At 39.8% G+C, this 18,473-nt stretch carries 17 protein-coding genes; 11 read left to right on the top strand and 6 right to left on the bottom strand.

Annotated elements, in window-relative coordinates:
- Positions 1–98 precede the first annotated feature (98 nt).
- From ACIQ6T_RS01470 to madM, 8 genes are all read left to right on the top strand, one after another.
- Positions 99–1,466: a Gfo/Idh/MocA family protein gene (locus ACIQ6T_RS01470; protein ID WP_395783489.1), complete on the top strand. Its 1,368-nt coding sequence runs from the start codon at positions 99–101 to the stop codon at positions 1,464–1,466.
- Positions 1,463–3,922 carry a PIG-L family deacetylase gene (locus ACIQ6T_RS01465; RefSeq protein ID WP_395783487.1) on the top strand — a complete coding sequence of 820 codons (2,460 nt, stop codon included), beginning with the start codon at positions 1,463–1,465 and terminating at the stop codon, positions 3,920–3,922. Before ACIQ6T_RS01470 ends, ACIQ6T_RS01465 begins: the two co-directional genes overlap by 4 nt.
- 72 nt (positions 3,923–3,994) lie before the next feature.
- Positions 3,995–4,291 carry a Dabb family protein gene (locus ACIQ6T_RS01460; protein ID WP_395783485.1) on the top strand — a complete coding sequence of 99 codons (297 nt, stop codon included), beginning with the start codon at positions 3,995–3,997 and terminating at the stop codon, positions 4,289–4,291.
- 148 nt (positions 4,292–4,439) lie between these two features.
- Positions 4,440–5,876: an MBOAT family O-acyltransferase gene (locus ACIQ6T_RS01455; protein ID WP_395783483.1), complete on the top strand. Its 1,437-nt coding sequence runs from the start codon at positions 4,440–4,442 to the stop codon at positions 5,874–5,876.
- Between the two features lie 2 nt (positions 5,877–5,878).
- Positions 5,879–6,952 carry a hypothetical protein gene (locus ACIQ6T_RS01450; RefSeq protein WP_395783481.1) on the top strand — a complete coding sequence of 358 codons (1,074 nt, stop codon included), beginning with the start codon at positions 5,879–5,881 and terminating at the stop codon, positions 6,950–6,952.
- 125 nt (positions 6,953–7,077) lie between these two features.
- Positions 7,078–8,529, top strand: coding sequence for an acyl-CoA synthetase (locus ACIQ6T_RS01445; protein WP_395783479.1), 1,452 nt, complete (start codon positions 7,078–7,080; stop codon positions 8,527–8,529).
- Between the two features lies 1 nt (position 8,530).
- Positions 8,531–8,887 (top strand): malonate transporter subunit MadL, encoded by a 357-nt coding sequence (gene madL, locus ACIQ6T_RS01440; RefSeq protein ID WP_377982413.1) that lies wholly within the window; start codon positions 8,531–8,533, stop codon positions 8,885–8,887.
- Position 8,888: 1 nt separating this feature from the next.
- Entirely contained in the window at positions 8,889–9,647 is a 759-nt protein-coding gene (gene madM, locus ACIQ6T_RS01435; RefSeq protein ID WP_395783477.1) for a malonate transporter subunit MadM, read from the top strand.
- A gap of 83 nt (positions 9,648–9,730) precedes the next feature.
- Here madM and ACIQ6T_RS01430 read toward each other — a convergent pair whose 3' ends face one another.
- Positions 9,731–10,018 carry a hypothetical protein gene (locus ACIQ6T_RS01430; protein ID WP_395783475.1) on the bottom strand — a complete coding sequence of 96 codons (288 nt, stop codon included), beginning with the start codon at positions 10,016–10,018 and terminating at the stop codon, positions 9,731–9,733.
- A gap of 91 nt (positions 10,019–10,109) precedes the next feature.
- Here ACIQ6T_RS01430 and ACIQ6T_RS01425 point away from each other — a divergent pair, with 91 nt between their 5' ends.
- Positions 10,110–11,177, top strand: a complete 1,068-nt coding sequence (locus ACIQ6T_RS01425) for a helix-turn-helix transcriptional regulator (RefSeq protein ID WP_395783473.1) — start codon at positions 10,110–10,112, stop codon at positions 11,175–11,177.
- Here ACIQ6T_RS01425 and ACIQ6T_RS01420 read toward each other — a convergent pair whose 3' ends face one another.
- The 4 genes from ACIQ6T_RS01420 to ACIQ6T_RS01405 all read right to left on the bottom strand — a co-directional run bounded on the left by ACIQ6T_RS01420 (position 11,178) and on the right by ACIQ6T_RS01405 (position 14,161).
- Entirely contained in the window at positions 11,178–11,525 is a 348-nt protein-coding gene (locus ACIQ6T_RS01420; RefSeq protein ID WP_395783471.1) for a type II toxin-antitoxin system HigA family antitoxin, read from the bottom strand. It abuts the gene before it with no gap.
- Positions 11,526–11,529: 4 nt separating this feature from the next.
- On the bottom strand, positions 11,530–11,850 hold the full coding sequence (locus ACIQ6T_RS01415; protein ID WP_395783469.1) for a type II toxin-antitoxin system HigB family toxin: 321 nt from the start codon (positions 11,848–11,850) through the stop codon (positions 11,530–11,532).
- A 114-nt stretch (positions 11,851–11,964) separates the two neighbouring features.
- The gene (locus ACIQ6T_RS01410; RefSeq protein WP_395783467.1) at positions 11,965–12,783 is read right to left on the bottom strand and encodes a ThuA domain-containing protein; all 819 of its coding nucleotides are present in this window, start codon (positions 12,781–12,783) and stop codon (positions 11,965–11,967) included.
- Positions 12,784–12,787: 4 nt separating this feature from the next.
- Positions 12,788–14,161: a M20/M25/M40 family metallo-hydrolase gene (locus ACIQ6T_RS01405; RefSeq protein ID WP_395783465.1), complete on the bottom strand. Its 1,374-nt coding sequence runs from the start codon at positions 14,159–14,161 to the stop codon at positions 12,788–12,790.
- Between the two features lie 67 nt (positions 14,162–14,228).
- Here ACIQ6T_RS01405 and ACIQ6T_RS01400 point away from each other — a divergent pair, with 67 nt between their 5' ends.
- Together ACIQ6T_RS01400 and ACIQ6T_RS01395 are read left to right on the top strand one after the other, a co-directional pair.
- Positions 14,229–14,945 carry a DUF4197 domain-containing protein gene (locus ACIQ6T_RS01400; protein ID WP_395783463.1) on the top strand — a complete coding sequence of 239 codons (717 nt, stop codon included), beginning with the start codon at positions 14,229–14,231 and terminating at the stop codon, positions 14,943–14,945.
- Positions 14,942–17,014 (top strand): penicillin acylase family protein, encoded by a 2,073-nt coding sequence (locus ACIQ6T_RS01395; RefSeq protein WP_395783461.1) that lies wholly within the window; start codon positions 14,942–14,944, stop codon positions 17,012–17,014. Before ACIQ6T_RS01400 ends, ACIQ6T_RS01395 begins: the two co-directional genes overlap by 4 nt.
- A gap of 57 nt (positions 17,015–17,071) precedes the next feature.
- Here ACIQ6T_RS01395 and ACIQ6T_RS01390 read toward each other — a convergent pair whose 3' ends face one another.
- Positions 17,072–18,205 (bottom strand): glycosyltransferase family 4 protein, encoded by a 1,134-nt coding sequence (locus ACIQ6T_RS01390; protein ID WP_395783459.1) that lies wholly within the window; start codon positions 18,203–18,205, stop codon positions 17,072–17,074.
- Positions 18,206–18,473 lie beyond the last annotated feature (268 nt).

Raw genomic sequence — 18,473 nt, 5'->3', positions numbered from 1 at the left:
ACGACTAGAGACTAGCGACTAAATACTGAATACTGAATACTGAATACTGATTACTGACAACTGATTACTGACAACTGATTACTGACAACTGAAAACCTATGAACCTATTCAACATCAACCGCCGACATTTCCTCAAAGGAGCCTCGGCAAGTTTAGCGCTCTCGACGTTTGGGGCGCATGGAATCGATTTAGTTAACCCTGCCAAACCACTACGTGTCGGTTTGATCGGTGCGGGGTGGTACGGCAAAAGTGACCTTTTTAGACTCATGCAAGTGGTCCCAGTCGAAGTTGTGGCACTTTGTGATCCTGATAGAAACATGTTGACACAGGCTGGAAAGCTCGTTGCCGCGCGTCAAACATCCCGCAAAACACCCCGTTTATATGGAAATTACCAAAAGCTTTTGGCTGAAAATCAACTTGACATTGTCCTGATTGGAAGCCCGGATCATTGGCATCCATTACAAATGATAGACGCCGTGAAAGCAGGAGCCCATGTATATGTGCAAAAACCTATTTCAGTGGATGTTTTAGAAGGGGAAGCCATGGTTGCTGCAGCCCGAAAATATGGCAAAACGGTTCAGGTGGGTACGCAACGTAAGTCAACTCCCCATTTAATTCAAGCCAAAAAAGATATTATTGACGCAGGCTTATTAGGTAAAATCGCTCATGTGGAAATGTATTGTTATTACCACATGCGCAACAATGGTAACCCACCTATTCAGGCGGTTCCCGACTTTTTCGATTATGACATGTGGACAGGACCTGCTCCATTGCGTCCGTACGATGGACTACCTCATACCCGCTGGTGGAGAACCTTCAATGAATATGGAAATGGTATCATGGGGGATATGTGTGTTCACATGTTTGATACAGCTCGCTGGATGCTTGGGCTCGGTTGGCCTAAACGCATTAGTTCTGAAGGTGGCATTTACGTACAAAAAGAAGGCAAATCAAACATTGCTGATACGCAAACAGCTGTTTTCGAATACGATGGCTTGAATTGCGTTTGGCAGCACCGCAGCTGGGGAACACCTCCTGACCCAGAATATCCGTGGGGCTTAACCATTTATGGTGAAAAAGGGACGTTGCGAATGAGTACGATGAAATATGATTTTACGCCAACGGACCCGAAGGCGCAAAAATTACATGGTGATTGTGTCTTTGAGAAAGAAAAATACCCAGAAGATTTAACGGAAGATCGGATTGAATTAAATGCAGCGCCGGCGACCAGATTACATATGTTGGACTTCCTAGCTGCCATCGACAAAGGCACCAAACCAATCGCAGATATCCAAGAGGGCCATATTTCAACGGCCTCATGTATTTTGGCCAATGTTTCGATGAAATTAGGCCGACCGCTTTCCTACGATCCATCAACAAAAACAGTTATTAACGATCCCGAGGCAACAGCCTTGTTGGCGAGAACCTATCGCCAGCCGTGGTCACGAAACGAATTAAACGCATGAAAAAACTAATTATCGCCTTATTGTTAGCGCCTACTGTTGTTTGGGCACAAAACGGACTCCAATTACTGGAAAATTTAAAACGCATTGAATCAACTGGTACCGTGTTGCACATTGCCGCACACCCCGATGATGAAAGCACACATATGTTGGCCTGGTTCGCCCAAGAACAACATTGGGAAACCAACTACTTTGCATTCACGCGTGGCGATGGGGGTCAAAACCTCATCGGCGATGAACAAGGTATACCTTTAGGATTGATTCGAACGCAAGAACTTTTAGCTGCGCGAAAAATCGATGGCGCAAATCAACACTTTTCGCAGGCCTTTGATTTTGGTTTTTCAAAGTCTACAGATGAGTCTCTCAATTTTTGGAACAAAGAATTAGTGTTATCAAACTTAGTTTATGTGATACGTAAATTACGTCCAGACATCATTTTCACCCGTTTTCCACCCGATGCACGCGCAGGACATGGCCACCATTCGGCTTCGGCGGTGTTAGCGATTGAGGCGTATCAAGCAGCAGCAGATCCAAAACGCTTTCCAGAACAATTGAAAGGAGATATCAAACCGTGGAAAGCAACACGATTGCTTTGGAATACCTTTCGTTTTGGGAGTTCGTCAACGGTCTCAGAAGATCAATTCAAGATTCAAATTGGAAATTTCTTGCCGAGCATAGGCCAAAGCACGGGGGAATTAGCTGCATTTAGTCGGAGCCAACACAAATCTCAGGGTTTTGGATTTGCCGTAGATCACGGAAAGTCAACTGAATATTTTCAAACCTTGGGAGGAGTTGCACCCAAAATTTCGATTGAAGAGGGAGTGCCAAACCATTGGCACACTAGCCAAGCTGGCGCTGAAATTGAGCGAATGATCGGACTGCTTATTCGAAATTATCAAACAGAAAAGCCTTATTTAAGCATTCTAGATATGATTCAAGTGCGCAAAGCTCTGAATAAGCTGGATGATAGCTATTTGAAAGCGAAAAAGATCAAGCAAATTGATGAATGGATTGTACAAGCAGCAGGCATACATTTTGCTGGAAACACAAATCGCGGAACGATCGCACAAGGTGATCCCATGATGATTAAAACGGAATTTATCGTTCGTAGCCCGATTCATGTGACGTCATTGAAACTTGCTATTGGCGAAAAAGATACAGTGTTAAAAGAGCCTGTTGTTCCTTACAAACGTGTCAATTGGAACCATACCCAACTGGTTCGTCAATCAATCACACAGCCGTATTGGTTAGTAAATACCAAAGAAACCGGGCATTTTGTGGTGAAGGATCAAGAGAAGATTGGCCAAGCAGCACCAGATCCTGCACTATTGGTTCATGCCTTTTTGACCATCGAAGGGGAAAAATTACAGATCAGTCGGCCTATCCAAGAGCTCGTGGTAGATCCAGTTAAAGGGGAATATTCCCAACCGATTGCAATTACGCCACGCAGTATATTTCAAATCAATCATCCCAACATTTTATTACCGAAAGGTTCGGGGGATTCAAAGTCGTTTGACATACAAATTAAGGCCATGGGAGCCATCGCAGCGGGGAAAGTTGATGTATTAAATCAAGCCGGAACTCGTTTGGGAACATTGGATCTTCCGGAAGGTCTAGCCATAGGAATGAGCAAAAATGTCCCAATTACCGTACGTGAGAAGGATCAAAAATTTGATGGAAAGGAGACTTGGAAATTACAGTTGGCCTATGAAACAAGCCGCGGAAATTGGGTTGATTCATTACAAATGGAAAGTATTAATTACCCGCATATTCCTATACAGCGTTATTTTTCACCTGTAATTGTCAATTTACTTCATATTGATTTCAAGAAAACAGGTAAGCGCATTGGATACATTAAAGGGGCGGGGGATAAGGTTCCGGAGAGTTTAACCCAAATGGGGTATCAGGTGGATTACCTACTTGAATCTGATTTGAAGGCAACAAATCTAGCTCAGTATGATGTGGTTTTGACGGGTGTTCGGGCGCATAATACGGTCGATTACTTATCCAATGCTCATGCGGAATTAATGAAATATGTGGAGCAAGGTGGAAATTATGTGGTTCAGTACAACACACAAAGTAATTTAGGTCCACTAAAAAGCCAGATGGGTCCATACCCGTTGGCCATTACCCGTAACCGAATTACCAAAGAAGAAGCTACACCAAAATTCCTAACGGATCTTCCTATTTTTCACAAACCAAATGAGATAAAGGAATCCGATTTTGCTGATTGGGTTCAGGAACGCAGTATTTACTTAGCTGAATCATCCGATCCAAACTTTAAATTTCCATTAGCATTTACTGATCCGGGTGAAGCGGAACAAAAGGGAAATATTGCTGTGGCACGTTACGGAAAAGGTCAATTTATTTATACAGGGCTAGTTTTCTTCCGCCAATTACCAGCTGGGGTACCAGGGGCGTGGAGGTTAATGGCAAATATGTTGGACGTTAGACGTTAGACGTTAGACGTTAGACGCTAGACTTTAGTCGATGGTCCTAGCTAAAGTTTGGGACCAGTAAACAAAATAAGTATGTTATACCACAGTGTATTTTTAAAATTCAAGTCGGAGACCTCAGAGGCTGAGCAATCCTTTTTCATCTCAGAATCAAGAAAGCTCGCTCAAATACCTGGAGTCATGAATCTAAAAGTTCTACTCGAATTCAATGCTACCAATCCGTATACACATGGATTGGGTATGGATTTTGAGGACCAAGCAGCTTATGATTTATATTCCAATCATCCGATTCATAATCACTATGTGCAGGAAGTTTGGATTCCAAGGGTCGAGAAATGGCAAGAGATAGACCATATGGAGGTTAAGAATTAGAAACGTTAAAATGTAAGCTGACAAAAATTTATAACTTCTAAAGAACCGAAATGATTTAATTTAGCACTGTCAATTGATTAGCTTAATCAAATAATAATCATTTTTGATCATAATTATCAAAAATTGTATTGATTTAAAAAAATAAATAATGAGTTTTAATTCAATAAATTTCGCTGTTTTCTTACCAATCGTATTTTTAATTTATTGGTCTTTAGCGAAAAATAGTATAAAATTTCAAAATTTATTACTATTAGTTTCGAGTTATTTTTTTTATGCATTCTGGGACTGGAGATTTCTATTTCTATTAATTTTTTCTACTCTACTTGATTTTGTTTCAGGAATTCAAATTGCTAACACAAAAAGTGAAACAAGTAAAAAGGTATGGTTTTGGTCGAGTGTGATCGTTAACCTTAGTCTTCTTTGCGTATTTAAATACTACAATTTTTTTACCGAATCGTTTACTCAATTACTTAGTAGTATGGGCTTCCATACAAATCCATGGACTTTAAATGTCGTATTACCAATTGGCATTTCTTTTTATACATTTCATGGACTTTCGTACGTAATTGATATCTATAAAAAACGAATAAATGCAGAAACAAGTTTTATTGATTATTCAGTTTTCGTCAGTTTCTTTCCGCTACTTGTAGCAGGCCCCATAGAAAGAGCCACTCACCTTTTACCTCAAATTCAAAATAAGCGGATATTTAACTACACTAAAATAATCGATGGTTTAAGACAAATATTGTGGGGTTTATTCAAAAAGATTGTAATTGCAGATCAGTGTGCTGAAATTGCCAATATTGTTTTTAACGATTTTCAAAATTATTCCAGTTTAGCCCTTATTTCAGGGGCGATGTTCTTCTCAATTCAGATTTATTGTGACTTTTCAGGTTATTCAGATATCGCGTTAGGAACAGCAAGACTTTTTGGAATTGAATTATTGAAAAATTTCGATTTTCCCTATTTTTCAAGGGACACAGCAGAGTTTTGGAGACGATGGCACATATCACTATCATCGTGGTTTAAAGATTATCTTTACATTCCGTTAGGAGGAAGTAGGGTTAATAATTTAGTTAAAGTGAAAAATACATTTATTATATTTTTTGTTAGTGGACTTTGGCATGGAGCAAATTGGACTTTCATTGTTTGGGGCTTACTCAATGCATTATATATTATGCCTTCAATAATCTTTCAAACGAATAGGAAAAATTTAGAAATCGTAGCCAAAGGTAAATTATTACCAACATTAAATGAGTTTTTTTCAATGCTAGTAACATTTAGTTTAACTGTTTTGGCTTGGATATTTTTTAGATCCGAAAATATTGAAAATGCATTTTATTTCATATCGCGTATAATCTTAAATGCCACTTTTGTTCAAGAGCTTGACGTAAATTTAGATTTAATATCACTAATCCTATTTTTTTTTATTTTGGAATGGATTGGAAGAGAAGAACACTTTGCTTTAGCAAAAATTGGATTAAAATGGCATAAATCAATTCGTTACATATTCTACTTCATGATTATTACCTCTCTATTTTGGTTTGGAGGAAAGGACCAACAATTTATTTATTTTGAATTTTAAGAATGAAAATACTTATAAAGAAAATAGCCTATTTCGTGTCACCATTCTTTCTCATATATTTAGTAGGAGTATATTTTTACAGAGAGGATAAAGGGGACTTGTTAAGATTAGGGTATATTGCTGATATATATGGTTATGATATTAAGGATATTTTTCAAAATGAATTATTTCGAAAAAAGAATTACACATTATTTTCAGAACTAGACCTTAAAAAAATAAATAAATTCACAGCGCTCGTCATTGGAGACTCGTTTTCAGAGCAAGGAAATTATGGATACAAGAACTATTTAGCTGATTCTAATTATATTTCGGTTCTACATTTTGATCGATATTCAAATTCTAATCCATTGGAATTACTCAGTAACATTTTAAATGGAGATGTACTCGACCATATTCAAATTAAGTACATAGTTTTACAGTCAGTTGAGAGAGAATTGGTAAAAAGAGGATTAGATTTAAATAAAAATGGTCAACTGAAAACGGATAGCCTCATCAGGATTTTCAAAGCAAATCAAGAAAAAAAGAAAGAAAACAAATCTGAAAAAGAAACGGTAAAAATCAAAGACCATTTTTTTAGCCAAAAAACACTTAAAATTCCATTAAGAACATTTTTATATTTATTTGATGAAGATGCTTTTTCTTCTGCTGTTTATCAAGTGAATACCAAGCGTCCTTTGTTTTCTACAGGATTCAAAAAATTACTTTTTGCAAGTAACGACTACAATTCTCTACAGATAAACAATAATTTAGCTAATATTATTTTACTCAACAATGAGTTAAATGTGCTAGCAAGAAAACTAAAGAAAAGAGGAATTAAACTTATAGTTTTACCATGTCCTGATAAATTTGATTTTTATTACGACGAAATAACTACCAAAAATAACTACACTAAACCCTTGTTTTTTGAACACATGGGCTTAATGAAAAAGGAATATATTTATCTAGACTCCAAAAAAATATTGACAGAAAAGGCAAAAAATGTAAAAGATGTTTATCTGTTTGATGATACACATTGGTCGCCAATTGCTTCAAAAATAATTGCAAAAGAAATAAGATCTTCAATGGTTATTCAGTGATTTTCCATGCAAAGTATTTTGAGAAAAATTCCATATATTAATTGTCTTTCATCTATTTTTCTTTGACAAAATAAGTGATTGAGACAAAAAATAGATGTTGTTTAAAACTAATCAATAGTTAATAAATGATTAAAATATTTATTAAATCCCAACCATTTGCTGATAAAACAGCTATCATTTCCGACGGTAAGTCTTACAGTTTTAACGAATTACATCAAGCTGCAGAGCAATTTGCGTTTACGTTATTAGCAGGCCAACAGGACCTAAAGGAAGGTCGCGTAGCCTTTATGGTCCAGCCTGGATTTGATTATGTGCGCGTACAATGGGGAATTTGGCAAGCCGGAGGGATCGTTGTTCCCCTATGCTTAAGCTATCCCATACCATCCTTGCGTTATACGATAGAGAATTCGGGTGCGAATATCTTGGTTGTCTCGCCTGAATTCGAAGATTTAATGAACGATTTGGCAACCGAATTGGGTTGTCGTTTTATTGTCCTTGGAAAAAATGAGGGTGGAAAAACGCAAGATTTACCTGAAATCGACGATTCCCGTGGCGCCATGATCTTGTATACCAGCGGGACAACGAATTTACCTAAAGGAGTTGTCAGCACGCATGCAAATCTGAATGCCCAGATAAGTGCCTTAATTGAGGCCTGGAAATGGACTTCTGCAGATTCAACTGTTTGTGTCTTGCCTTTGCACCATGTGCATGGCGTGGTTAATGTCGTTTCTTGCTCCTTGTGGGCAGGGGCTAGCTGTGAGTTTATGCCCAATTTCAGTGAAAAGGGCATATTTGACTTGATTACAGAAGCGCGAATTAATGTGTTTATGGCGGTGCCAACGATCTATTTTAAGCTAATCAATTATTGGGAGGCGCAACCAGAGGATGTTCAGGGAGAGTTGACAAATGCGTTGGCCAAATTACGTTTGATGATTTCTGGCTCAGCTGCTTTGCCCGTTTCAGTCATGGAACGCTGGCAAACGATTTCGACGCATTTGTTATTGGAACGTTATGGAATGACGGAAATTGGCATGGCCTTGAGTAATCCGTACGATGGACCACGCGTAGCGGGACATGTGGGCTATCCGCTTCCAGGTGTATCAGTTCGTTTATCAGAAGAAGGTGAAATACAAGTCAAGGGGGCGAACGTCTTTAAAGAATATTGGCAAAAACCAAAAGCGACTTCAGAATCATTTACGGAGGATGGGTGGTTCCAAACAGGTGACATCGCCGCGTTGGATGAATTGGGTGGCTACCGTATTTTAGGTCGAAACTCAGTCGATATCATCAAATCTGGGGGTTATAAAATTTCAGCGTTGGAGATTGAAGAAGTTTTGCGTCAATATCCAGGCATTAAAGATTGTTCCGTAGTGGGATTACCCAATGATGAATGGGGAGAATTAGTTGCTGCAGCGATTGTCACGCAAGGGCTTGTCGATGAAAAGGACTTAAATACCTGGATGCGGGAACAAATGCCTGCTTACAAAACGCCTCGTAAATACTTAGTAGTAAGCGAATTACCTCGAAATACGATGGGAAAAGTAACCAAAAAAGATGTTGTCAACTTAATTCAATAAGATGTTATTACGTGGAGTGGCCTTATTAGCCGGCTGTTTTATTGCAGGTCAATTACTCGGGGAGACCTTAGGGAGATTATTAGACATAGAGGCTAATGTAGGTGGCGTGGGCTTTGCCATGTTGTTTTTAATTTTGGCCCAGAATGAATTGGAAAAACGAAATCTATTTCATGTCGAAATGGGTGAAGGGATTTTGTTCTGGAGTAAAATGTACATCCCTATCATTGTGGCGATGTCGGCCATCCAAAACGTCCGCGTAGCCTTTACCAATGGAATGCTGGCAGTTTTGGCAGGCATCATTCCAGTAATCATTTGTTTATCACTCATGCCATTGTTGGCCAACAAAAACCAACGCTAACATGAATTACATCGAAACATTATTGGACAAAAATGGATTGATTGTGGCGTTTTTAGTCACAGGAATCATTATGTATACGGCCGAAGGTATTTCCAAAATCATATTTAGAAAGAAAATACCTGGATCTGCAATCGCCATTTTTGCGGGATTGGTTTTAGCCTATTTTGCAGGCGTTCTGACAGAAGGCAAAAATGGAATTGCGGATTTAACTGGTTTGAGTGGCTTTAAACAAATGGGGGGACCTGTATTTCGGGATTTCGCGATTGTATCTACAGCCATGGGAGCCAGCTTTGCGGTGATCAAAAAAACGGGGCTAGTAGGTATTTTCTCCTTGTTTCTTGGCGTATTCATCACGTTTTCAAGTGGAGCTTTACTCGCGTTTTCGATGGGAATCACGGATGCCGAGAGTTTGGCAACTATCGGCGCCGGTGCATGTACCTTCGTCGTAGGTCCAGTGACTGGAACGGCAGTTGGCGCTAGTTCGGACATCATCGCCATAAGCATTGGCGCGGGTGTAATTAAGTCCATTTTGGTGACTATTGGAACACCCTTAATTGCCAAATACATTGGTTTAGATAATCCAAAATCTGCGATGGTATTTGGAGGTTTACTAGGAACGACGAGTGGTGTGGCCGCAGGACTTGCAGCCACAGATGCTAAACTTGTACCTTATGGCGCCATGACGGCCACTTTTTATACGGGACTTGGATGTTTGCTATGTCCGTCGGTGTTGTATTTTGCACTGAAAGCAATGATGTAGAGACGCGATACTTCGCGTCTATGAATGATTTAAGATCCATTTTTACGCAAACAAAAATAGACGCGAAGTATCGCGTCTCTACATTATTTCGCTAGCGTCCTAATTCCACTCCCAATCGCCATAACAAGCGCATAAAACGTGAAGGCCAACGTATATAAACCGTCTGCTTCGGTTTGTCCAAAGACATGGTAAGGAGCGATAATAAAGCCTAAGCAGCTTAGAAATAAAATCGTGATAAGGCCGATTTTTATCCAATTTGAACGACGTGATTTTTTCATGGCAAAGGCTAATAAGATTCCTTCACTAACATAACTGAAAATAAATACCACCAAAAGACAGGTTAACAACGATTTAATTGATTGTGTGATCATAAGTTTTGCTTTTTTGTTGGTACAAAGCTATCCTAGTTAACCGCCAACATTTGGCGGTTAATAAGAAATTTCATAGCTTTAAGAAAAAAAGATGTTAGCGACGGACCGACTGAAAATTTTGAATGGCTTGTTTCTGCAAAAAGCATTTGCAGTGAATTTGACAAGTGTTTCATCTTATTTGCAGGACGAACACGACATTCCTGGCTATAGCGAACGGACATTTAATCGAGATATTCGAGAGCTTAAGGAATTACTGAAAACACGCTATCCAACGCTCCAAGACCAAAATGGCGAATTACTGCGATTTTCGCGTGCCACGGGAAATTACGTATACATACGCGATGACATTAGCGCTTTCCCTACATTTTCAGATCGCGAATTGCAACAAATAGCTTCATCGATTGAGGCCAATAAGCATTTATTTGCCGGAGGAGCAGGTGAGGGGGTTGTCAATAAATTACGTGCTATCGCATTAGAGAATACCCTGTCGCAATACCACGAAATATTACCATGGTCGGCCATTGAACTTGTCAAAGACGGCGCACGCTCCGGGGCTGATTTAATGCCTATCATTTTGGAAAACATTTATGCGAAACGTGTGGTCGACTTCAGCCATCGCGGTTTATCATCACAGTCCAAACAGAAACAAACGCGCGGATTACCCGTGTTGTTAAAAGAATACAATAACGGTTGGTATACGGGCTGGTATGTACTTTTCCAACCGGTCAGCCCAGATGAGGTACAGATTAAGGTTGACCTAGACCAACTTCAATTATACGCTTTAGACCGGATTGTAGAGGTGAATTCCGTGGCAGTTCAACCGCGTGTGCGGATACATCCAGACTTTAGGCCTGCAGATTATTTCAAAAATTGCTTAGGTCTTTTTAGAAGTAGTAGTATGACGGCTTCAAAAATTCGCTGTTGGCTTTCCAAAGACAGTTGGATGCTAAACTACATTGAAAAATATCCGATTCATGCGAGCCAAGAGATCAGTCCTTCAAACGACTCCTCGGTAGAAATACGTCTAAATCTGGAGATTGACCAAGAAGTAGTTAATTTCTTCTTACGCTATGCGCAAGAAATTCGCGTACTTGAGCCAGTAGAATTAATGCAGCAAGTTAAAATGGGATTGGAAAAAGGGCAGGAGGTTTATAGCTAGTTATATAAACACCTCCGCAGGTAATTGAAAAAATTCTCTCAAACGCTGAGCCATCTTCAAGGTTATTTCTCGCTTGCCCGAAAGAACGGCTGATACATGTCCTTTAGAACCAATCAAAGGAACTAAATCCTTGGATTTAATTCCCATTTCATCCATTTTAAGAATAATCACTTGAAGTGGATCCATGTTTAACAAAGGAAAATTTCGATCATCATAATCCTTAATCAATACGATCAATAATTCGAGTTCATCAAGCAATGCACCCTCTTCCTCCGTATGAAAAATCTCTATCATGCGTTTGGCAGCTTTAGCATAATCTTTTTTAGTTTTTAAAACTTTCCATTTCATAGCATTACGTTTTAACAATTTTTGTATCAAATGGGATTCGTTCAGCGTTAATTGAATCATAAGATTGGTGGTTCCCAAACCAAATAATATAACAAGCCCCCTGAGTAAAATTCATAGAAACAATCAAACGGTAAGCATTGCCTTTAATATTGAATACCACGCGATTATTACCAATGATACTTGCGGAACGATAAACAGCCTTTATTTCATTAAAGTTTGAAAAATGATGAGTAGCAAATTCATAATTCCAATTGAATAATGAATGACGTGCATCAGGATATAAATGCATGTAATAATCAATCGTTCTTTTTAGCAATATCTTCATAACAAAATTACTGTAAAGTTTGCAAAAAGCAAACTATTTCAAATCTTGAATTAAGATAATGGCTTAACGAAAATATTGATTAGAAAAAACTGATATTAAAACTTGATTATCAACTTATTGAACCCAAATCCCCTCATCGAACCGCACCGACTTCGCCTTCGAATAATCAATTCCTTTCACGCAATCGAGCACAAATTTCAAGCCTTGCCACACGTGATTAACATACACAGGATCCTGATAATTTGCTTTATCATGACCTAAGGTCGTCACCCACACATGGCCTCCTTGAAATTTTTGCGTCCAAACCGCGGGAAAATAGCCCTTAAACGAACCTGCATATTGGTTGACCAAATCCGCTTGCTTAACATCCAAACTGCTTAAATCGTGCATCATCAACACCTGAATGCCTGGATATAACTCCTTGCCAAAGTAACATTCATCTTCCTTTTCCCAGCGGACAGGAACGCCCTGCATCGATGGATGCGATGCTTGAATATTCAAGATCCGAAAAGGCTGAAATTTGGCATGCCACGAAAAAGTTTCACCAATCATCATCTTAAACCAAGGCCAATTACGCTCAGTGCCCGTCACGGAATGCACCCCCACAAAACCACCGCCGGCCTCCACATAATGCCGAAACGCCAAACGCTGTTCATCCGAATTAAACACATTATTGTTTGTACTCGTAAAGATCAAGGCTTGGTATTTCGCTAAATTCTCCTCCGTAAATACTGCAGGATCATCTGAAACATCCACTTGAATTTGATGCGCCTTTCCTAATCCTTGGAAACAAGCCACCGCTGACGCAATATTGTCATGCACATAGCCAGGACCGTTTTTGGTATACACCAAAACCCGTTGGCTCTTTTTAGGGGCCGCTTGCCCCGAATAAATAACAAAAAAACAAGCCACGAAAAATAATAACGTCTTCATACGATTAAGGATTAACACCATACTGATCTATTAAATACACAATGGCAGCCATATTGACTGCCCCCAAAAGCAATTCACGCTTATTTACATTTTCAAATACATCCGTCTTCGCATGATGTAAATCAAAATAACGCTGACTATCAGGCACCAAACCCGCTATAATTGTCGATGGATTCACACGCGCCAAAGGCCCAATATCCGTTCCGCCTCCACCTAACGTCACTTCTGCTCCGTACGGCTTCAACAAGCTAGACCATGCTTGGAATTTCTTGAATGCTGCCCCTGTGGCCGTAATTCCAATCGAACGCGGTGTAAATCCACCTGCATCACTCTCTAGCGCAAAAATGTGATTTTCATTTTTCAACTTGGCCTGATTCGCATATTCATTGCCTCCACGCACACCATTCTCCTCATTCGCGAAGAGCACAAATCGAATCGTACGCTTTGGCTTATAATTTAATGCCGTCATCACACGCAACACTTCCAACGTATGCACAACACCCGCTCCATCATCATGAGCTCCTTCATTCACATCCCAAGAGTCCAAATGCCCGCCTAGCGTGATATACTCATTCGGGAACTCGGATCCTTTAATTTCAGCTACGACATTTTGATCATCTACATCGGGCAAGAATTGACCATACGTTTGCATTTGAACTTTTACAGAGCCTTTTTGTGCTAACGCATACAGCATTTTAGCATCATTCGGCCCTAAAGCCACCGCTGGGATCATCGGCAAGTCCTTTTCATACGACATGGATCCAGTATGCGGCGCATTATCTGGCGCCGTACTCAACGAATGAATCATGATTCCCAAAGCACCATATTTGGCGGCTCGAGATGCTCCTGACCGACGAAAAGCACCGCTTTCCCCATAAGCTCTGAACGTCTGAATTTTAGTTTCATCAAAAACACTATGGTAGTAAACAATCTTACCCTTTACCTCAGACTTCCGCTTCTCTAATTCATCAAAACTAGCCACTGCCACCACCTCTGCCTCAATCATGCCGTTCGATCCCATCGAATTTCCTAACGCTAATGCAGCCAAAGGTTGAACACGTGCCTCACCTTGAACGCCTACAATGGAGGCAAAATCAGCACCTCCACGCTTCCAATTAGGTGATTTACAAGCTTGAAGAAATACCTTATCCGGTCCTAACAATTCCATATTCCGCTTTCCCCACGTAATCGCTTGTTGCTGCTGCGGCGATCCGGCCAACCGCCCACCAATTTTTTTCGTCAATTCATATAACAACTCATACGCTTTTCCGTTACGCATAATGTCATCCGACATCCTTTTTATGAAAAGACTGTCGGCCTGCGCAAACGATAAAAACGGGATAAAAAGAGCTAAGAATAAAGTAAGTGTTACTTTCATAGAGACCTATAGATTTGTTGGACGTTAAATATAGTGATAAAAATAAAAAAGACTTAATTTTAAGCTTATGACCTACCTACGCATCCTTGCTATCTTATTCCTTTCACTGCAGTTGAAAGCACAGAATTTAAACGGCATACTCAAGAAAGCCCAAGAAATCACATCAAAACCTAAAATAAACTCAGCCGAAATTTCAGAGGGGTTGAAGGAAGCACTTCAAAAAGGTGCCGACCAAGCATGTAATTCATTAGCTAAACCCAATGGTTTCTTCACGAATGCAGCACGTAAAATTGTCATGCCACCCGAAGCGCAAAAAATAGAAAATACCTTACGCAGCATTGGCCTGAATAAATTAGCTGATGATTTTATCCTAAGCCTAAACCGCGCCGCAGAAGATGCCTGCCTGAGCGCAGCACCAATTATCAAACAAGCCATTTTGGGTATGACTGTCACCGATGGCCTTCAAATTCTACAAGGAAATGAATTTGCAGCTACAACCTACCTACGTTCAAAAACAGAAGAAAACCTCAAGCAAAGCTTTAGGCCAAGCATTCAAACCTCATTAGAAAAAGTGAAGGCGACTCAGTATTGGGATCAAGCGCTCAAAGCATACCAGGCTATCCCATTTAGTAATAAAAAAATTAATCCGAATTTGGCCGACTATGTTACAGAAAAAGCTCTGCAAGGGATCTTTGACGAAATCGCGCTGCAAGAAAAAGAAATACGCACAAACCCGGTAGCTAGAACATCCGCACTGCTTAAACGCCTTTTTGACAAACCATGAAAAAATCTCTACTAGTTATAATATGCCTGTTAAGTACATTGACCCAATCACAGGCAGAAGTTCCCACCATCCGTACCAACCAAATCACCATTGCGCGCGACAGCTATGGCATACCACACATTTTCGCACCTACAGATCCAGAGGTGGCGTATGGCTTAGCTTGGGCACACGCGGAAGATGACTTCAAAACCATCCAAACACTCATTTTGACAGGTAAAGGGAAGCTGAGTACCTATTTAGGAAAAAAGGGAGCTCCGGTTGATTTTGTTTTTGGACTATTGAATACGCGCGAGGTGGTGGACCAACAAATCAAAGCGATGGATCCTGCATTCATTCAATTAGTACAAGGCTATTTGCAAGGAATTACCGCTTATGCCAAAGCACACCCATCCGAAGTATTAAACAAACACGTGTTTCCCATTGCCTTAGAGGATTACATTGCGACAACCATGTTCTCCGTAGCCATTTTCTGCGGCGTAGATAAAACACTTCCCAAGATTCTCGATGGATCCATTCCGCATTTAAAAGGATTTACGGGCGAGGGTAGTAATGCCTTTGCGATAAAAAGCAATAAATCTGCGTCAGAGGAGACCATGCTCGTCATTAACGCGCACCAGCCCATTGAAGGCGCTACTGCATTCTATGAAGCCCATGTGCAAAGCGAAGAAGGTTGGAATATTTTAGGGGGCTTGTTTCCGGGTGGACCGTTAATCTTTCACGGAGTTACGCCAAATTTGGCTTGGGCGCATACCGTAAATTTTCAAGATAAAATCGATGTATATCAGTTGGAAACCGACAAAGATCATCCAGGACAATACAAAGTGGATGGCGAATGGCTAAACTTAGAAAAAAGAAAAGTCAAATTAAACATCAAAGGCATTCCATTCTCCGTGGGCAAAATGGCGTATAAATCGATCTATGGACCGACCGTAAAAACGCCAAAAGGAGCATATTTCTCCATCCGACTACCTTCCTTGATGGATGCGGGTGCATTGCAACAATGGTATGCAATGAATCGGTCAACAAATTTTGCTGAATTTAAAGCTGCGTTGAATCAGAATCATTTGCCCATGTTTAATATTATGTATGCAGATAAAGCGGATAACATCTTTTACATCTCGAATGGCAAGATGCCCTATCGCAATGCGGACCCAAAATACAATTGGGCCTCCACACTACCCGGAAATACCCGCGCGACGCTTTGGAAAACATTCAAACCTTTAGATGAATTACCGCAGTATACGAATCCGGCGAGTGGGTATTTGTTCAACACGAATCATTCGCCTTTCCTGGCAACAAGTACAGCCGAGAATTTAAATCCTGCCAAATTCGACAAATACGATGGGTATGAGACCTACCACAATAATCGGAGCCAACGGGCAAAAGAGCTCATCGACGGATTAGATAAGATTACGTGGGAAGATTTAAAGCGGATTAAATTTGATCGCCAACTGCCTACGAAGATTTTATATCCGTATGGTTGGGATGCCTCCGCGATTTTCAACTTGGATGCTGCAAAATATCCAGCATTATCGACCATTATAAAGGGGCTTAACCAATGGAATCATGTGACGAATGTGGAAAGTGTGGGTGCTTTATATTACAACATTGCCTACTACAATGCTTCCAAAATACGCTCAAATGGATCCAAAGATCCTCTATCCGAGGCTGAAGCCGTGCAGCTGTGTCAATATGTCCATGATTTCTTACTGAAGCATTATGGTCGGCTTGATGTAACCTTAGGTGAATACCAGCGATTAAAACGCGGAAATGAAGATTGGCCTCAGGCGGGTATGCCGGATGTATTAGCCGCGGTGATGTCGGAGCCATTTGGCGAATCTCAACGAAAAATGAACAGTGGAGATGCGTATATCGGTTTTGTTAAATTCCCCAAAGACGGAGGATTACCACTTATTGAGACCGTGAATACGTTTGGGGCGAGTTCGCATCCGGAATCCAAGCATTTCGCGGATCAGCGGGCGATGTATCAGGCCCAACAAACCAAGCGGATGACCTTGGATAAGGCGGAGGTATTAAGAACGGCAGAGCGCATCTATAAGCCAGAATAAATGTGCGATACTATTCATCGTAATTAAACGCGGACTAATCCTATTGAACTCAAATTTCTACAGATTTGAATCTTGTATTGTTTTGTGATATACCTCCTGTAGATTTTTGGCGATGTTTTCGTCACTAAACTTTAATGCAAATTCGTTGCCATTTTTAATCATCTCATTTTTTAGGGATTTGTCAGCAAGAATCTGAGCGATAGACGCAGTCAATTCAATTTCGTCGTGTGGTTGAAAATACAAACTATGGGGACCTCCAGCTTCCTCTAAACAGGACCCTTTTGCGGCAATCACTGGAATACCGCTAGTTAATGCCTCTAAAATCGGAATACCAAAACCTTCGAATAAAGAAGGATAAACAAACATTTCTGCTTGTTGGTAAATTGCCGGCAAGTCTTTAAAATCAACATTAGAGACAATGCTTACCCTATCTTCAAGCTGATTAGCTAAAATAAAATCACGTAGCACGTGTTCGTATGGAGTTGATTTGCCAACTAACACCAAATGTATATGTTCGGGTAAATGAACTAAAGCTTTTAGAATTACCAATTGGTTTTTACGATTTTCCAACGTGCCCACGCAGAGTAAATAATTTGTAGGTAGTTGGTAATTTAATCGAACTTGCGCTAATCCAGCAGCACTAATGGGTAGGTTGAAAATTGGATCGCAACCCTGATAAACCACGTCAATTTTACGTTCGTCTATTCCGAAAAAATCAACAATATCATTTTTCGTTTGTTGGCTTATCGCAATAATCCGATCGGAATTTTCACATGCCGACCGAAATTTTATGCCGTAAATAAATCGATCTATAGGTTTGAAAAAGTGAGGAAACCGAATATAAATTAAATCATGTATCGTCACGACGGATTTGATTCCCTTTTTATTTAAGCCGATTGGAATTTCATGGCTTAAGCCGTGGAAAAGCTCCACCTTATCTTTTACAAGTTGGCTTATTATTCCTTTACTTCTCCAATACGATTTGAATAATTTAAATGGCGAAGTTCTTATTGTCCCATTACTTAAATGGTATAAAAAATCCGTTCTATTGTTTTTTTTCAGTTTGGGACTATAAATAAAATATTGATTTGCTGGATAATGATTTGCTAAAATTTGAATGACAGATCTAGCATAATTACCTAAACCGGTAAAATTCAAAAATGCTCTTTTTGCTTCAAATCCGATTCTCATTTTTCTAAATATGTATAAAGTGTGCTCATTTTGAGGCATCAATTAACTTAATCACTAAATTATGCATAAATAAAGCGAACGCCAATAACTACACGGGAGAGCGTCTAGATTAACCGATATATAAATAGAATCTCTCAAATTAGTTAATCAACATTTTACCTTTTGACAAATCAATTTCTTTATATTTAAAAAAATTAAAAATCGATTGAAAGAGACACAAGATCACGTAATCATCAACAATTTAAGTTATGATTTAGAAGCTTTAGAA

It is taken from the genome of Aquirufa sp., from assembly GCF_044377215.1.
Classification (GTDB): domain Bacteria; phylum Bacteroidota; class Bacteroidia; order Cytophagales; family Spirosomataceae; genus Aquirufa.
The sequence above is the reverse complement of the archived record's forward strand: the minus strand, read 5'-3'. Positions and strand labels throughout refer to the sequence as shown.

Excerpts from the sequence above, each read along its gene's own strand:
- ACIQ6T_RS01470 (WP_395783489.1), top strand. The coding sequence starts at position 99 with ATGAACCTATTCAACATCAACCGCCGACATTTCCTCAAAGGAGCCTCG.
- ACIQ6T_RS01465 (WP_395783487.1), top strand. The coding sequence starts at position 1,463 with ATGAAAAAACTAATTATCGCCTTATTGTTAGCGCCTACTGTTGTTTGG.
- ACIQ6T_RS01460 (WP_395783485.1), top strand. The coding sequence starts at position 3,995 with ATGTTATACCACAGTGTATTTTTAAAATTCAAGTCGGAGACCTCAGAG.
- ACIQ6T_RS01455 (WP_395783483.1), top strand. The coding sequence starts at position 4,440 with ATGAGTTTTAATTCAATAAATTTCGCTGTTTTCTTACCAATCGTATTT.
- ACIQ6T_RS01450 (WP_395783481.1), top strand. The coding sequence starts at position 5,879 with ATGAAAATACTTATAAAGAAAATAGCCTATTTCGTGTCACCATTCTTT.
- ACIQ6T_RS01445 (WP_395783479.1), top strand. The coding sequence starts at position 7,078 with ATGATTAAAATATTTATTAAATCCCAACCATTTGCTGATAAAACAGCT.
- madL (WP_377982413.1), top strand. The coding sequence starts at position 8,531 with ATGTTATTACGTGGAGTGGCCTTATTAGCCGGCTGTTTTATTGCAGGT.
- madM (WP_395783477.1), top strand. The coding sequence starts at position 8,889 with ATGAATTACATCGAAACATTATTGGACAAAAATGGATTGATTGTGGCG.
- ACIQ6T_RS01430 (WP_395783475.1), bottom strand. The coding sequence starts at position 10,018 with ATGATCACACAATCAATTAAATCGTTGTTAACCTGTCTTTTGGTGGTA.
- ACIQ6T_RS01425 (WP_395783473.1), top strand. The coding sequence starts at position 10,110 with ATGTTAGCGACGGACCGACTGAAAATTTTGAATGGCTTGTTTCTGCAA.
- ACIQ6T_RS01420 (WP_395783471.1), bottom strand. The coding sequence starts at position 11,525 with ATGAAATGGAAAGTTTTAAAAACTAAAAAAGATTATGCTAAAGCTGCC.
- ACIQ6T_RS01415 (WP_395783469.1), bottom strand. The coding sequence starts at position 11,850 with ATGAAGATATTGCTAAAAAGAACGATTGATTATTACATGCATTTATAT.
- ACIQ6T_RS01410 (WP_395783467.1), bottom strand. The coding sequence starts at position 12,783 with ATGAAGACGTTATTATTTTTCGTGGCTTGTTTTTTTGTTATTTATTCG.
- ACIQ6T_RS01405 (WP_395783465.1), bottom strand. The coding sequence starts at position 14,161 with ATGAAAGTAACACTTACTTTATTCTTAGCTCTTTTTATCCCGTTTTTA.
- ACIQ6T_RS01400 (WP_395783463.1), top strand. The coding sequence starts at position 14,229 with ATGACCTACCTACGCATCCTTGCTATCTTATTCCTTTCACTGCAGTTG.
- ACIQ6T_RS01395 (WP_395783461.1), top strand. The coding sequence starts at position 14,942 with ATGAAAAAATCTCTACTAGTTATAATATGCCTGTTAAGTACATTGACC.
- ACIQ6T_RS01390 (WP_395783459.1), bottom strand. The coding sequence starts at position 18,205 with ATGAGAATCGGATTTGAAGCAAAAAGAGCATTTTTGAATTTTACCGGT.